This is a genomic window from Haloechinothrix alba (assembly GCF_900188115.1).
GTDB lineage: Bacteria > Actinomycetota > Actinomycetes > Mycobacteriales > Pseudonocardiaceae > Haloechinothrix > Haloechinothrix alba.
This window is the reverse complement of record NZ_FZNW01000027.1, coordinates 1-14,821: the sequence shown is the minus strand read 5'-3', so window position 1 is coordinate 14,821 and position 14,821 is coordinate 1. Positions and strand designations below refer to the sequence as shown.

General features: G+C 65.5%; 14 protein-coding genes and 1 CRISPR repeat array. Of the genes, 4 read left to right on the top strand and 10 right to left on the bottom strand.

Going from position 1 to position 14,821, the window contains the following annotated elements; translation table 11 throughout:
* Positions 1-26: 26 nt before the first annotated feature.
* From CHB84_RS20065 to CHB84_RS20050, 4 genes are all read right to left on the bottom strand, one after another.
* Positions 27-392, bottom strand: coding sequence for a hypothetical protein (locus CHB84_RS20065; RefSeq protein WP_089303218.1), 366 nt, complete (start codon positions 390-392; stop codon positions 27-29).
* Positions 385-2,781 carry a type I-G CRISPR-associated helicase/endonuclease Cas3g gene (gene cas3g, locus CHB84_RS20060; protein ID WP_217898650.1) on the bottom strand — a complete coding sequence of 799 codons (2,397 nt, stop codon included), beginning with the start codon at positions 2,779-2,781 and terminating at the stop codon, positions 385-387. The genes CHB84_RS20065 and cas3g overlap by 8 nt, the downstream gene beginning before the upstream one ends.
* A gap of 329 nt (positions 2,782-3,110) precedes the next feature.
* Positions 3,111-3,302 carry a DUF397 domain-containing protein gene (locus CHB84_RS20055; protein ID WP_245818864.1) on the bottom strand — a complete coding sequence of 64 codons (192 nt, stop codon included), beginning with the start codon at positions 3,300-3,302 and terminating at the stop codon, positions 3,111-3,113.
* Between the two features lie 9 nt (positions 3,303-3,311).
* Positions 3,312-4,139 carry a helix-turn-helix domain-containing protein gene (locus CHB84_RS20050; RefSeq protein ID WP_089303216.1) on the bottom strand — a complete coding sequence of 276 codons (828 nt, stop codon included), beginning with the start codon at positions 4,137-4,139 and terminating at the stop codon, positions 3,312-3,314.
* Positions 4,140-4,222: 83 nt separating this feature from the next.
* Between CHB84_RS20050 and CHB84_RS20045 the strand changes: the two genes are divergently transcribed.
* From CHB84_RS20045 to CHB84_RS20035, 3 genes are read left to right on the top strand one after another with little or no spacing between them, the layout of a single operon-like run.
* Entirely contained in the window at positions 4,223-4,474 is a 252-nt protein-coding gene (locus CHB84_RS20045) for a hypothetical protein (RefSeq protein ID WP_141134750.1), read from the top strand.
* Positions 4,471-4,674 carry a hypothetical protein gene (locus tag CHB84_RS20040; protein WP_089303214.1) on the top strand — a complete coding sequence of 68 codons (204 nt, stop codon included), beginning with the start codon at positions 4,471-4,473 and terminating at the stop codon, positions 4,672-4,674. Before CHB84_RS20045 ends, CHB84_RS20040 begins: the two co-directional genes overlap by 4 nt.
* Entirely contained in the window at positions 4,671-4,883 is a 213-nt protein-coding gene (locus CHB84_RS20035; protein WP_089303213.1) for a hypothetical protein, read from the top strand. The genes CHB84_RS20040 and CHB84_RS20035 overlap by 4 nt, the downstream gene beginning before the upstream one ends.
* Before the next feature lie 159 nt (positions 4,884-5,042).
* Positions 5,043-5,816: a CRISPR direct-repeat array (repeat unit 36 nt; unit sequence GCCGCAATGGAGTCCGGCCGCGGAGGCCGGAGTCAC).
* A gap of 383 nt (positions 5,817-6,199) precedes the next feature.
* Here the strand turns inward: CHB84_RS20035 and CHB84_RS20030 are convergent.
* Genes CHB84_RS20030 through CHB84_RS20005 form a run of 6 tightly spaced genes read right to left on the bottom strand, consistent with a single transcriptional unit; the run spans position 6,200 to position 13,112 of the window.
* Positions 6,200-6,655: a hypothetical protein gene (locus CHB84_RS20030; protein ID WP_141134749.1), complete on the bottom strand. Its 456-nt coding sequence runs from the start codon at positions 6,653-6,655 to the stop codon at positions 6,200-6,202.
* Complete coding sequence (locus tag CHB84_RS20025; protein ID WP_089303211.1) at positions 6,652-7,929, bottom strand: RAMP superfamily CRISPR-associated protein; 1,278 nt, start codon at positions 7,927-7,929, stop codon at positions 6,652-6,654. The genes CHB84_RS20030 and CHB84_RS20025 overlap by 4 nt, the downstream gene beginning before the upstream one ends.
* Complete coding sequence (locus CHB84_RS20020) at positions 7,926-9,149, bottom strand: type III-B CRISPR module-associated Cmr3 family protein (RefSeq protein WP_089303210.1); 1,224 nt, start codon at positions 9,147-9,149, stop codon at positions 7,926-7,928. The genes CHB84_RS20025 and CHB84_RS20020 overlap by 4 nt, the downstream gene beginning before the upstream one ends.
* Entirely contained in the window at positions 9,146-9,700 is a 555-nt protein-coding gene (locus tag CHB84_RS20015; protein WP_342743981.1) for an RAMP superfamily CRISPR-associated protein, read from the bottom strand. Before CHB84_RS20015 ends, CHB84_RS20020 begins: the two co-directional genes overlap by 4 nt.
* A gap of 2 nt (positions 9,701-9,702) precedes the next feature.
* On the bottom strand, positions 9,703-11,076 hold the full coding sequence (locus CHB84_RS20010) for a Cas10/Cmr2 second palm domain-containing protein (protein ID WP_089303209.1): 1,374 nt from the start codon (positions 11,074-11,076) through the stop codon (positions 9,703-9,705).
* Entirely contained in the window at positions 11,073-13,112 is a 2,040-nt protein-coding gene (locus CHB84_RS20005; protein WP_176440051.1) for a TIGR03986 family type III CRISPR-associated RAMP protein, read from the bottom strand. Before CHB84_RS20005 ends, CHB84_RS20010 begins: the two co-directional genes overlap by 4 nt.
* Before the next feature lie 133 nt (positions 13,113-13,245).
* On the opposite strand from CHB84_RS20005, the gene CHB84_RS22525 reads away from it, so the two are divergent.
* Positions 13,246-14,340 carry a hypothetical protein gene (locus CHB84_RS22525; RefSeq protein ID WP_141134748.1) on the top strand — a complete coding sequence of 365 codons (1,095 nt, stop codon included), beginning with the start codon at positions 13,246-13,248 and terminating at the stop codon, positions 14,338-14,340.
* Positions 14,341-14,821 lie beyond the last annotated feature (481 nt).

Sequence of the window (14,821 nt, the reverse complement as noted above, 5' to 3'; positions counted from 1 at the left end):
CGCTGCCCTGGCCGCCCCACCCCAGTTCACGTCCCCCGGCGCACGACGTCGTCGCCTGCCGCTACGGCGGCGCGCAAGACGGCGAGACGATCATTGGTGGAGTCGCGAACCCATTGCAGGGCCTCCTCGGCCGTGCGGTTGCGGCCGTTTCCCGCGAACCCGGAACCGGCGTTCCACGGCGATACGATCCCTTCGGGCACGAACCCCTCGTGCAGTGCAGTCACCAGTTCGTCCAGTGTGCCGAACCGCGACGCCAGCACGAAGCGCTGGCCTCGCCAGTACCCGGTGGCGTCCTGATCGAACAGACGAGTGACACTGCGAACGAGTCCGAGCGCGGAGAGGTAACCACCGAGCGGTGTCGTGCCGCAGCCGGGCAGAGCCAGATCAGGCATGATCGACTCCTGCATTTCCGGTCTCCGACGCGCGCCAGTCGGCTGCGCGCACCACCGACTCGCAGAAGGCCAGTCGGAACGGGCCCAGATCGGCGCGGTCGCGTAGCCGCAGCGCGCGATCGGTGAGCGACCCGGTCCCGAACGTCGTAGGCCGTAGCGAAATGGCGCGCTCATCCAGCCATTGGCCGCCGGGTAGCTCGGTGGCTACGGTCGTGGAACCGTCCCGCACCCCGAGCACGGTGCCTTCGGGTTCACCGGGTCGCGCCCTGATCGAGACGCGCACCTTGCCGTGGTGCGCGAGCGCGAGGTAAGTGACGAGATCCCGCTCGGCGGTGTCGTCGGACAGGTCCACGTCGTCGTCAAGCAGGAGCAGCGCACTGACCAACTCGTGGCGGAAATACTTCGGATCGTGCCGCAGAGGCTTGTCGCTGGGGGACTTGGCCCACACGGTCGTCGTGTCCGGAGGAGGATTGTCGGGATTGGCTCGGCGGAGCGACGTGACGAAGGTCGTGTGGGCCTTGCCAAGGTCGTGGTACCGGGCGGCACGTGTAATCGCGGATCGTTGCGCGGTGGCCAGGTCGGGGTTGAGCGAGCGCAGCAGCTGTGCCGCTTCCTGCTCGGTTTCCTCGAGGTGCCGGGCCAGCGTCACCCATCCATGACCGACAGACGTGGGGTCGGTCTCCATCGCTTCCGGAGCGACCTCGCGGTGCCGATCGCCGAATTCTTCCGAGGACTCGGCCGGCTGCACCGGCTGCTTGCTACGCGGGTCGAATCCGGTTTCGGGTCGGTACCCGCCGCGCGCGGCTTCGAACACGATGATCGCGGTCGGTCGGACGTCGTCGCGCACGGCACGGCGCCAGTGGCCCTGCCCCTGATCGAAGATCATCGCAGGGTTCGTGCCGACGAGCTTGCGTACGTCCTGCACGGGCGCCGGACACAGCTCGTCACGCTGCGGAAGTGGCATCGTATGTAGCTCGTCCCCGCCCGGGAGCTCGCGCCACGCCACCGAAACGGTGCGTTCCTCGCTGTCTCGTATGAACGGGCTGACGTCGATGTCATTGCCGGACAGATCGGGTGCGGTGTCGAACAGCCCCAGGAGATCGCGTCTGCGTAGGACGGGATGGATTCGTGGGACTTCCTTCACCTCACTCGACGCGAGATCCTCGCCCGTCACTGGATGTCCCTCTACCTGCCGAAGAAACTCGACGGTCGCAGCGAGGTCCTCTTGCTCGTACGGCAGATGCGCGTGCCGACTCGCTGGCGGCGTGGTCCACAACAACCGAGCGCCGGAAGCATCGCCGTCGCGGTTGCACCGCCCCGCCCGCTGCACCAACGACGACCACGGAGCCACCTCGGTGATCAGCGTGTCTGAGGTGACATCGACACCGGCTTCGAGGACCTGGGTGGACACCACGACCGTGCCGTTGTTTCCAGGCGGCGCCAGGGCCGCTTCGGTGTTCCAGCGACGGTCTTCCGGCCGGAATCGCGAGTGCAGGAGCACGAGCTCGGCACGTGGTTCGGCGCGGCGCAGTTCACTGAACACCGCTGTCACACGCTCGACAGTATTCGCCACGACCAGGGTTCGCGTGCCGGGCCGGTGCTCGCGTAGAACCCGATCCGCCAGCGCAGGGGCGTACTGCTTGGCATCCACATCGCCGAGGTCGAGGAAGCTCACGACGCACGTGGCATCGAGTCGTTGCCGAAGCGGCCCGCTGCGGTCATCCGCGCCCACTGTCTCGCTTGTGAGGTCACGCGACAGGTCGGGAGTCGACAGGGAGGAGAAGTCGACAGTCGCCGACATCCACATGGAACGGGACGGCATGGCCGAGCCGACCAACTCCCGCAGTCCTTGTAGCTGCACCGACGTCGGTAGTCCGGGGCCCATGAGCTGCACTTCGTCGAAGACGAACTGCGCACCGTTGTGCAGCAGCCCGAAGCTCATCGGCCATGCTGCGCGCGACTCGGCGAAACCTCGCATGAGCAGCCGCGAAAGCACCATGTCCTGTGTGCCGACGAAGATGCGTTCCCGTTCGGGGTTCGCCTTCCAGTCTCGTTCGTCCGAAGCTTCACCACCCATGAGCACGTGCACAGGTATGGGCGAGTTCAAGCGCTCCAGCCACTCGCGGACTACTCGCACCGTCTGCTCGACGAGGGCGCGCTGAGGCAGCACGAACACCAGCCAGCGAGGCGTCCCCGCTCGCACATCGGCGTCCGGGTGCTCGGTACGGCGATACAGCCACGGCAGCACCGCGGCGAGTGTCTTACCCGCGCCGGTCGGCACATGGAGAACATCCGGCAAGCCGTTGTCAGCGAGCCGCTGCTGGTAGAAGTACGGTGTTGCGCCCTCAGCCGCTCGCGCAACCAGCTCCGAGAAGCTCATTGAAGGCATGGAACCACGTCATTCCGCTCAAACGGTACGAATGCCACCCAGATAGCGCAGCGGTTGCCCCCTTGTGCGCGAATGCGCCGAACCAATGCTACGGACTACGGACGTAGATGACCTGGTCAGCCGAGGCAGTCGGCTGAGGGTGGCGCTGGGTCAGTACCAGCACGTCCTGGACGTACTGATCGTTCCACCCACATTGAGGTAACTGTTGGCAGCTGCGCTGTGGCCGACATCGGCACAGTCGGTTCGAGATCAACAGGCCGTGACCGGAAGTGCACAGAAGTGCCGCACCAGAGCGATCAGGCTGCTGGGTGTTGGTCCCGACGATCGCTTCAGGCCTGGCGCAGTGCACTGGTGAACGCGCGCCACGCCGTGAACGGCACGTCCAGCCTGCCGCCCTCGCGGTCCTTGGTATCGCGGACGCGGGTCAGCGTGCTCAGCGCGACCTCGACGCACGCGCCACCCTCGGAGTTGCTGTAGCTGGATGTGCGCCACCGCACGCGGTCCTCGGCCCGATCCAGCACGCATCCTCCTTACGCCATCGTCTGCCGCACCTCCTCGAGCAGCGTCACGGTCTCTACCGGGCCGAGCGCCGCGCCGAGAAGTCTCTCGAAGACCATGCTATACCGTTCGATCTCCTCGGACTGGTCCAGGTAGCGGCTGTCGTCCAGGTCTTCGAGATACACCAGCCGCACCTCGGCCTCCGGCACGTCGAGCATCTCGAACGGCGAGTCCATCGCGGCGTGCGCGCCCGCAGTGAACGGCAGCACGTGCAACGAGACGCGCGGGCGCTCGCTGAGCTTGAGCAGGAAGGTGAGCTGGTCCTCCATCACCTTCGCCCCGCCGACCATACGGCGGATCACGGCTTCGTTGAGCACCACGAACATGGTGGGACCGTCGTCACCGAGCAGCCGTTCCTGGCGCTCGCCGCGACTGGCCACGGCTTGCTCGACGAACTCGGGTGTGCGGTTGGGGTTCGCGCCGGAGATCAGCGCACGGGTGTAGGCGGGTGTTTGCAACGGCCCGGGCACGAGCTCGCTGTGCCAGGCCCGGATCGTGGCGGCAGCGGCTTCCATCCCGACGAAGTCCTGCGCCCACTTCTGCACGCGATAGCGGGAGCGGCGCCGTGCCGTGCGGGCGAGCTCGACGGCCCGATCCCGCGCGTCGGCGCGGTCGTACAGCCGCAGCAGCGCATCCACTTCCGGTGTCTTGAGACTGCCCTTGCCGTGCTCGACACGCGAGACCTTGGAGACGTCGCAGTCCAGCGCCTCGGCCGCATCCTCCCGCGACTGACCACACTCCAGCCGCAGGTCGTACAGCAGCCGACCCAGCTGGATCTTCGCGACCACCGGTGACGTCATACATGCATTGTGCCAATAATTGATCGCATGTGCGAGTAGCTAGAACCATCGAGTGATCTAAACAGCATTGATAACTCGCACATGTGACTATTAGTGTGCGATTCACCGAGGAACGGCGGGCGACGGAGGGAGAGGCGATGCAGGCGTTCTGGATCCTTATGCTGCTGGCGCTGTTCGGCACACCGGTGCTGCTGGTGGTCGTATGGGACAGGATCGACCGGATCCGCAGCAGGGCCGCTGCCGGACGCCATCGGGCCGTCGAGCACGACCCCGAGGGCTGGCCGCCACATCGCCACCCACTCGCATCCGATGAGGTCCGGCCGGTGCAGCGATGACCGGGGACCGCACCGACCTCATCGACCAGCTGGCGTTCGTGCGCGGCTGGTACGGATCGATCAACAAGCGCGAGCACTTAGACCGCGTCGGCGAGATCCTGCTGCTGCTCGACCGGATCGTGGACGGCGAGGACGTGCGCGTTCAGCTGGTCGACAGCGTCACGGGTCAATGCCACAAGCCGGACGGAGCGCGCCAATGATCCATCGTGACCACCACATGCTCGCGCGGCTGGCCTGTACGCATCGCGAGATCACGGGGGCCGTACTGCGGATGGTGCGCTCCATCGAGGAGGACCCGCCCCCTGACGAACAGCTCCGTGCCCTCGGCAGCTACCTCCGAGCGGTCGGCGAACAACTGGACAGCCGCACCGAGGCCGTCGCCGACATATTGGCCGACCCAGACGACTGAACGACTGGTCGGTGCGATGCGAACCCTGACCGATTGACCGGCCGAGCTCGTCAGTGGAAGCGAACTGGAGTACGCCACTGGTGCCCTTCGGAAATGGAACTCGGCCGTACAGTCCGAGCCACCGACCACAGTCGCCGATCGCTACAACTGACGAAGTGCGCCGCATTGGGGTCCGACCGCGGAGGCCGGAGTCGCATACCGAGCCGAGGCCGTTCGGCACGTTCCTGATGGAGCAGCCGCAATGGAGTCCGGCAGCGGAGGCCGGAGTCACGGTAGGTCACGTTGTTGTTCGACAGCGGGGTGTTGTGCGCCGCAATGGAGTCCGGCCGCGGAGGCCGGAGTCACAAGGACATGCCCGTCAACCCGTACCCGAGCAGCCGCGGGCCGCAATGGAGTCCGGCCGCGGAGGCCGGAGTCACGACGCTGTCTCGGGAGAGCCAGCGAGTTCGGCCGAGTAGCCGCAATGGAGTCCGGCCGCGGAGGCCGGAGTCACGTTCTGCAGGATCTGTGAAGACCACAGCTCCGGCACGCCGCAATGGAGTCCGGCCGCGGAGGCCGGAGTCACCTGACAGGTCAGTCACACGCTCTTCTAGCGCGCTGCCGCAATGGAGTCCGGCCGCGGAGGCCGGAGTCACACAAGAACACGCGGACCAACGAGCATCAGGAGATCTGGCCGCAATGGAGTCCGGCCGCGGAGGCCGGAGTCACGGGGTTGGCGAGGGGTCTGTGAGTTTGTCCGGATGTTGGGCCGCAATGGAGTCCGGCCGCGGAGGCCGGAGTCACCCGTACCGGCCGCCGGCGCCCTGCCCTACCCGCGCGATCACGCCGCAATGGAGTCCGGCCGCGGAGGCCGGAGTCACTTGAAGACTTCATGGACGGGCTCGGCGAGTTCTTCGAGCCGCAATGGAGTCCGGCCGCGGAGGCCGGAGTCACAGCTCCACGAATTCGCAGGCTGTGACCAGGCATGATACGGCACTCTGCGAGCGGTTGGGAAGATCGGCGCCGTGAGCCCGCGGCCGACCCTTCAAACGAGCCCCGAATTGGCCCTGACCTGCATGCGAGCACTCCCCGGGGTTCGAGCTCGTATTTCACCGCTCGCAAGGCCCCAGCACGCCCGAAACAGGCTCGCACCCGTGGAGATTGATCGCACCACAACCATCGAGCGGCCGAGTGGCTCGTTCGGCCGCCACCTCGGCCGATGTTTGCATGCAAACGCCAGGGATGAGCCCGTACTCTTGGTCCGGTTCGTATCCGCTGCTACGACCATGGCCACGTCAGCGCATCGGATGCGCCGGTGCCACTATCCGCATCATCGCTCAATCAGTGCCGAGTGGTTCGTGGCCGATGAACACACCAGTAGCCGGGCCGGACATCGGTGTGAGCTGGTACAGGTCATGTACGTGGAGAACGTTCTGGCTACCTTCCGCTTGACGGAACTGCTTGACCCGCCGTTCCCCCACCGGCCAGTGCAGCATCGGAACGACTTCGACCGTGTCGCACGACTCGGTGCTCCACTCCCCCACCGGTTGCTCCTCCCCCTCAGTCAGTAGCGCCGCCCACCAATGCCGCCCATCCACGCGGACCCGCAAGTAGGAGCCTGGTGCCCACGCCCACAGGTGCGTGGTCTGGGGCAGCCCTGCGGGCATCCTGGTGAAGTGAAAGCCGGCGACATCCGCCCATGCCACGGTCCACCCGTCCGTGAGCGTGCGTAGCTCGTCCCACTCCTGTGTATCGCGGCGCCCACTGCCGCTCAGTGTCCATCTCGCCGTCATGAGCCATCGCTCCCGCACAACTGTCGTGCCACACCCTCGAGATCGGGTCGGCTCCATGCGCCGTCGGAAACGACGACCGTGCCCTGCCCTGCGGTCGTTCGAGCACCGAGACCGACCAGCCCGTCGTGCAGGTCGGCGACAACGGCGTGAAGAAGCAGCCGGTCCGCGGCGTCCAGGTGCGCGAGTTCCTCCACCCGAAGTCGCGATGAACCCGCTACCACCAGCTCGGTGTGGTAGAGATGCTGATCTCGTGCGCCTCCCGTGAAGCGGTCGATGGCGACACGGCACCGGATCTCGGTGCGCTCATTCTCGATCGGGGAATCGTGTACGGCCACAGCAGCGCGCCGCGCCTTCCCCGTGCCGTCGGTGTACCCGAAGATCCTGCACGGGCGACACGCGTCGGCACCACAGCCCCGCTCGTCTCCGTGGCACGTCGTGGCTCCGACGACACGGCACACATACTCCGCACGCGAACGCAGCACACCCTTGAGGCTGGAACCCGGCACCACCGGCCTACCTTCGGAATCGCGCTGCACCCAGCCAACCTCCACGTCGCCGTTCTCGGCATCTTCGGGCGGCTCTCCCCCACCGATGTGAATCCCGTCCACGATGTCGAAGCGAACGTCGACCGCCCACGACGGCTCGGCAGGGGCCTCGCTGAGCGGTTCGGGATCGGGGTACGGCTGCGATTCGGTCTGCTGGAGCCACCTGTACAGGCCGTCCCGGGTGGTCAGGTCGTAGTCAGCCACACCGAGGCCGACTACGGCACACCGGCCCGCGCCGTAGCTCGCGCCGCGACCGAACCGCGGCTGCCACGCACGCAGTACTTCCACGAACTTCTCGCGGCGATGTGGCTCGACATCGTCCCAGCGCAGCACGATGTCGAACTCCGTACCCGCCGGAAGCTGCTCCACCTGATGCAACGACGTACTCCGCGCCGCACCGCGCAGCGGGTCGATGGCAGTGCGCGTGCGCACACTCGACGTACCGTGCCGGTGGTGCGTGCCGAGCACCTGAATATCGGAACCCCGCCTGACGGAATCACTACGACCCAAATCGTCGCCGCCGCGACCGAACGCATCCTGCAAGTCCGGGGCAACGCGCCGGCAATGGTCACGCAGGTTACCGGCCACCGTCGTCCCTGGCAGGTGTGGTCGGTCCCACGGATCTCGGCGCAGCCCGAGCGTGTTGCCGGCGTCGCGCGAGGCTTCGGACCCTCCGACACCGCCGGGGCTGAGCATGCGCACGCGGACCGTGAACAGCGTGACCTTCATTGTGCTCGCTCCAAAAAGGAGATCGCGTCCATGTACCGATCGACATCGCGAATAGCGAGCAGTACCCGCAACGCGCGAGCGATCTCGGGGCGAACTGTGTCGTCGAGCATGGCCTTCGCGTACCGCGAATCGACCTGGTTGCCTCGGTGCAGCGCTTTCGCGCGCTCGCGCAGTATGGGTAGCTCACTCGGCAGCAACCGCCAGCCACGTAACGGGGCGAGCGTGCCGGTGATCGCCTCGATGCTGTGTGGCGCTCCCGGTCGACACAGTGCGCCGTACCCTTCCCGCCGTCGCAGTCCGATACCGCGTGCCATGAGGCGACGGCGAGCCGGTTCACTCGCCGGTTCGGCACAGCGAACACGGTAGGTCGACCCCGGCAGCACTGCCCGCTCCGTTGGCTTGGGCAGCCCGCTCGCGGCGTGCCACCCTCCCGATTCCGTCCAGCGTGTCCAGCGCTGCTCGATCGATTCGACAGGAACTCCGAGTTGCTCCGAGAGTTCCTCGATATCCGGAACCTCCGACGGCAGGCCGAAAGCATCGACGAAGATCCCCGGCGACGCCAGGCGGAGCACGATCGTCGAACCGTCCAGCTCCACCGGATCCGGTTCGGCTTCCCTGTCGATCGTGACCCTGGCCTGCCCACCGACACTGCGACGCGCGCCCAGGAAAAGTGTCTCCGTGTCGTGCGCGAAGGCACGAGCCGCCGGACCGTATACCCAGCCGGTCAAACGCATGCCGGCCGGTAGCGTGTTCTGGCTGAACAGGTGGCCGTCTTTCGCCACTCCCTGCTCGTCCAACGCGGCGCGTGTACGCCTGTGCTGCTCGACGCGGCCGACCGGCGCACCTTTGCTGGCATCCAGCGCACCGTGGCACTCCGGGCACGTGGCGGCGTCCTCGGCGGTCGCCCGGTCCCACCACAGTTGCTTGCACCGCTCGCCCGGCCGGTACTTGTGCGTCTTGACACTCAGCGGAGTCGGCAAGCTCGTCCCGTTCCGGTGGTGCAGCGGGCCGAAACTGCCGTCGCCTTCGAATATCGCCGCGAACTCGGGGTCGTCCGGTGACGGCGCACCGTGCCGCTGGATCCAGGCGGCAGCCAGCGCCCCGCGTAGCACGGTTCCAGGTACGTGGTCGTACACGTCCTGCCGGAAGTCCGACCGGATGTGCCGCACCGCCGCCACCGGCTCGTCCAGATCGGCTGTCACCATGACCATCTCCGTCATCGACTGATCAGCTCCATGAACTCGTCGACAGCATCCTCGTCAAGGTGGCGGTCGGTGCACCGGATACTGACCCACCCCAAGCCGCGTCGCCGCAACGCGCCGATCGAACGGGTCGCCTGACCGGAGATCGCCAGAACGAGCTCATGTCGACGCATCGTGTCGCCGTCGATGTGACCGAACTGCGTGACTGTGAACGTTGCGCGGTCGGCGGCTGTCTGCTCGGCGAACGCCAGCATGTCGTCCCGAGCCGTGTGTGTCGCCTCGTCGATCGCGATCCGCGCGGCAGGATACGGCTCGAACCAACCCTCCCCGTCGGGTCGCGCGGAACTCCACCGCCACGGCGACGGGCCGTGGTCTCCCCCGAAGACCTCCTGCACGTGGTCCGAGTCAGGACCGAGTAGGTTCTTGGCGGTAGCGCGCATGACACCTTTCAGGCTCGTAGCCGGAAGCCAATCATGCTGATCCAGCACGTCGTCCACTCCGCCACGTCCGTGGCCGGCCGACACCCGAAACGGTCCGTGAAACTTGATCGTGAACGTTAGCGTTCTCATCGCTACCACCACCTGACCATTTCCAGCGCGTGCTGGAGCGGGAGGTCGCTGTTCCCTCGGAACGTGTCAACCGTTTCACGAAGTCCGAGCCGGTCGAGGTGCCCGTCCAGTTCGGCGGATCCGGTCAGCGAAGCCAGTCGCCTCAACCCCGACGTCGGTATCTCCGCCAGTTCGTTCAACGCGGGCCAGAAGGAACGCAACGTGTCACATCCGAAGCTCGGCCGGTCGTTTGGTTCCGGCCCCTCGTTGGTGATGTCGTGCCATGCCAGTGCCGTTGTCTCAGCAGCCCAGTCGTTCTTCGCGCGGCTGAGCAGCGTCTCCGCCAGTTCGACAACAACGAAGATCGGAACCGTGCGGTGGTGAACCACCAGCCCGAGCGACATTGTCGGAATGTCGACATCGCCGTCCATATCATCGCACTGCCGCCGGAGCCGCTCGCTGAATGCTTGGCGCACGCGGTCTGCGAACGCCCAGCCGCGGTGTGCGGGAACGCTGACCAGCACGTCATCACCGCCGACAAGGTGAGGGATGACGGGAACGTGCTCGTGGTCGTCCGCTGTGATCTCGGTGAGCGCATCCACGAGTGCCATCCATGTGGCCTCGTGGATGCGCCGGGGAAGGTCGGTCACCGCGCTCCCCGACGTCGTCCGCACCGAGGTCATGAACGCGCCGATGCCGTTGCCGTCGGCGGCGATGGTGGCCACGTGTGTATCGTCCCCTGACCGACCCAGCTGAGCGAGACACTCGAAGGTGTCCGGCACCGATGTCGGCAGCTGAACTCGCTGGTCTGGTATCCGATCAAGCAGCGCTTTCTCCGGTCCGGGACTGTTCGCATGACTGGTGCTGTAGCCGGCCTTTTCCTCTCGTCGGCTGCAATCCGAGCACAGTGCGGAGTCCTTGCTGTCCTCGCCTTCCCTTCGACGTGTGCGCCTCTCGTAGCTCGCCGGCCAGCGCTCGCACCAGTCGCACCGCCTGCCAGGTGACCACTCGGCCACAGGTTCGGGCCACTCGCGCTGCCTCACCGGTTCCTCCGATGTGCGTGCCTCCGCGTAGTCGCTACCTCGCCACACGGAAGCTCGGAAGGTCGCCGCGGGCAGTGCGTGCCGCAGGTGGCGAACCACGACGCGTTCGACGTCCTCCGTCGCGTCTTCGCCGGTACGCAGCTTCAGCGAGACGACGCCGTCGATGTCACCGGCTTCCTCGTTCCATTCGACGGTCTGCGCCAGCGAACTATCAGACAACTGCCGCTCGATGCACTGCCTGGAGGTGGCTTCGCTGAGCATGGTGGATGCGCCACGCCGGCCCCGCAGCAGCGGCGTACGTCCGAGCCAAGCCTGAATGTGTACCACAGCGATATCGAGATAGGTCGTCGTCAACGGTCACCGTCCAGGCGCCTCTGGTCGGACAGGTCCTGTGGCTGAGTCTCGGTGACGACCGGGAGTTTCTGGTCCGATTCGGACACATCCGGCAACGGCTGGAGGGGATACCCTTTCCGAGTTCCGCCATCGCTCTTGTGTTCCTCCCCGGAGGTTTGCTGCCAGAACGCGAATCCCTGATCGAACTTCTTCTCCCCGTCTGTCTTCGTGGCACGGTCATTCCACGTCGCACCGGGTGGGTACCAGACAAGGCTCGGGTCGACAGCGTCTGGGGAGAGGACCTTGGCCAGGTGCGGCCACAACGACCTGACGTCACGCGCGGTCGCCTCGATGAACGCGTCGAGGAACGGGGAGCGATCGTCGAGACTCGCGGGCGCTCCGTCGCCACCGTAGCGTGTACCGGACCGCCAGATCCGGCTGTTTTCGGTGTCGATCGCGATGCGGCAACTTCCGTAGCCGAGGGGCCGACCACCACCGATATGGTGCAATGGTTCCTCGGCATCCAGCACCGAACCGGGCTCCAGAGTAGCGAGCAGCCCCCCGACCTGTGCCTCGTCGAGATCGGTGAACGTGATGTCCGCGGTGAATGTCGTACCGGCGGGGAACGCGGCGGCGGGAGCCACCATCTCGTTGCCGTCCTGCCGCTGGTACTGCCGGGCCGTACCGAGCGCCGACTGCTGACCGTCGGGTGTTGGCGTATGCCAGTAGTATTTGCGACCTCGCAGTCGCCGTGGCCGCTCATTGTCGGCGGCGGATCCCCACCGAGCGAGCGGTATCTTGCCTGCGTTACCGACGGCAGTCTGGTCATTGACGAGATAGAACTGGCCTGATCCCGGCCGCGGCTGCGCCAACGGGGGTAACGTCACCGGCAGCGGCGAGACCACGTCCGTGGCCCGCGCATCTCCGAAGCGGACGTGACCGCGGTAGGCACGCTGCTGAGCGCCCTCGTGATCGCCTACGGGGTCGACCGAGCCGAACACGCGGCAACTGGGGCACAGCTCCTCGTGCGTGGTGCACGGCGTGAAACCGTCGGCACGCTCGCCCGCGCTGGGTGTGACGGCGACCGTCCGCCATATCCGGGCCAACCGCACCTCCACGACTGGTGGGTTGTCGCCCGTCGATGGGGCCGTGCGTACCCAGATGGGTTGGCCGGCCTGGAACCGTTCACTGGCGCGGTAGCGGTAGCCGATCGCGATATCCCGATGGTCGCCCTTCTGTGGCCGGTACGAGTGCTTGACCGGCACGAACAGTTCCTCGGTCTCCGACGTCTGGCGCTGGCTCGTGCGTAGCTCGTCGGCTCCCGCCACCGCCGCGCGAAAGCGCGCCCACACGTCGTCCGTTATCCGTTGACGCGTGCCGGTCACCTTGCCGATATAGCCGTAATACGGGTTCTTGTACTCCCTTCCGCCCGTGTCGCTGAGATACAGAATCCAGTCGCCGCCGTCGTCGCGATGCATGTGCGGCCGGAAGCGCTTCTCGCCACGCCGCACAGTGAATCGCTGTCCGGACCGCAGTGGTGCATCCTCCGTGTTCAGCCGCTCCAAGCAGTCATGATGAACCGCCGACTCCACGAGATCGCCACCCTTGGATTGGCCGGAGCTGTTCAGGACGGTATCCAACAACTCGACCTCCGGGGGTTCGTCCGCGGAGTCGTGCTGCGTTACGACGGCCAGCTGCAGTCCTGAGTCCGCTCCGTACCGGGCCAGTTGCCGGTAGACAGGGGTGAACGCGTCGTCGAATACCCGGAAGCAACCCCCGGCCAGCGTTTCATGCAACGAACGCAACGCACCCTTCAACGATGAGCCGGGGATGAACGTCGATCCGTCCGGTCGGGTTGGCAGGCCCGGCGACGCGTCGGAACCCTCCGAGGCCCGTGAGATCGATCGAATCAGCACGGGCATGCCAGCGGTGATCGAGAGCCGCAGACTTCCCGAGAGCAACGACGGATCCCCCTGGTGACCGTTCGGTCGCGTACGCGACGGAGACGTATCGGGCAGCGGTATGAATGTATACGGATTGATGAATCTGTCCGACACCAATAAACCTCCCCGCAGTCCGCTGCGCCGACCCAGTCACAAACCATGTCTTGTGGCTGTATGTCTCGACGGCGCTGCGTTACGTTACACACTCACCCTGGATGAACCAAGAGTCCGAGCAAGGAGTGGCGGCATGCGACGGCGATTCAAGCCTGGTTGGCAACACGCCAAGAATTGGCTCAACCGGAACCGGTTGACGGCTGTCGAGACGTTGATCGCGGCCGCTGCCGCCGTCACTGCGGCGCTGCTGGCACTCATATTGGACTCTTTGCTGTCACCCGAATGGCGGTCGCTTCTACTCGTTGCCGGTACCGCGCTGATCACGCTGCTTCTGTTGGTCTTCTGGCGAAGCTTGATTCGTGACCGGCCCGGGACGTTGTTCTGTATCCAGCTCCTGGACGAAGCGATGCGCGATGCACGGAAACCGTCAAGGGAAGCAGCGATAGCGCGAAGCGTATCTGTCCGATCCCTTACCCGGTGGGTGGACTTAGATCACCATACGACTGACGGAATCATCGATCTGTCCCAGCCGTGCCAGGATCTGGGGACGAGGCTCGAATCTCTCGTCAACACCGATCGTGACGACACTGGTTGTACAGTAGCACCCAACCTGCTGTGGCCGGTCGCACTCTCGGTAGGAGCATACCTACCCGCGACACGCGACATACGAGTTCTCGAAATGAACCCGACCGACCCCACAAAGAATTGCGATTTCAGCCTCCCACTAGGCGAGTTTGACATCACCACGAGCCACGAAGAACCAACGGACGAAAAACTCACAAGAACGGACGTGCACGACAACATACCGGACAGCGCTACCGTAGCCGTACATCTGGCATTTACGAAGCAAGCCGATAGTCTTGAGTTGACACACCTGCTCGAACGCCCAACCAGGAGGGTGTACAAGATACACCCACGAGGATCTATCCTGGCAGCGGCAGCGAAGACAGATAGCCTCGACGGTGTCCAGCTACGAAAGATATCGGTCGAGATATCCGATGAAATCGAAATCATACTAAGAGACAACCCCGGCTGTGAATACGCAATATACGCAATGATACCGAAGTCCGTAGCGCTCACATTGGGGTGGCACTTGAGCCAGAAGATGATAAGAGTCTTCGACAGACTTCACCTGATGCACTTCTCAAAGACAGCTCCCGACTACTACCTGCCGATGCGAGTGCGACCGAACCAGCCGCTGCACAAGCCCTTCGATGACCGGGGATGAAATCGTGCATAACGGCACGCCACCCCAGAGTCGACAACGTTGGATGATGCCCCGGCCCGCTCCTACCGCGTGAAGCGGCTAGCCGATCGAAGCGTGACGAGCCGGTCGCCGCGCTACCTGTCGTCGAACGCAGTTCACCCGTTCCACACAGCCACATGCCAGTGGAGTCCGGCCGAGTCGGCCGGAGTTACCTGTGCTGGCAGGCAGCCCGATCACGCCGGGCCGGGGCCGCAATGGAGTCCGGCCGTGCTGGCCGGAGTCACATGGTGGCCGGCTGCTCGCCGGCATTCCGAAGCACCGTGCCGCAATGGAGTCTGGCCGTGCTGGCCGGAGTCACGGCTTCTCCCGGGCTCGGTGGCTCGACCTGACTTTTGCCACGTTCGGCGGGTCTTGACGAGTGCGACCTGTTGACCTGCTGGTTTGTTTCGGTTGCTGGGCTGATTTGCGCACTAAATGGGGTCGTAGAGTGGCCGGGTGGCGT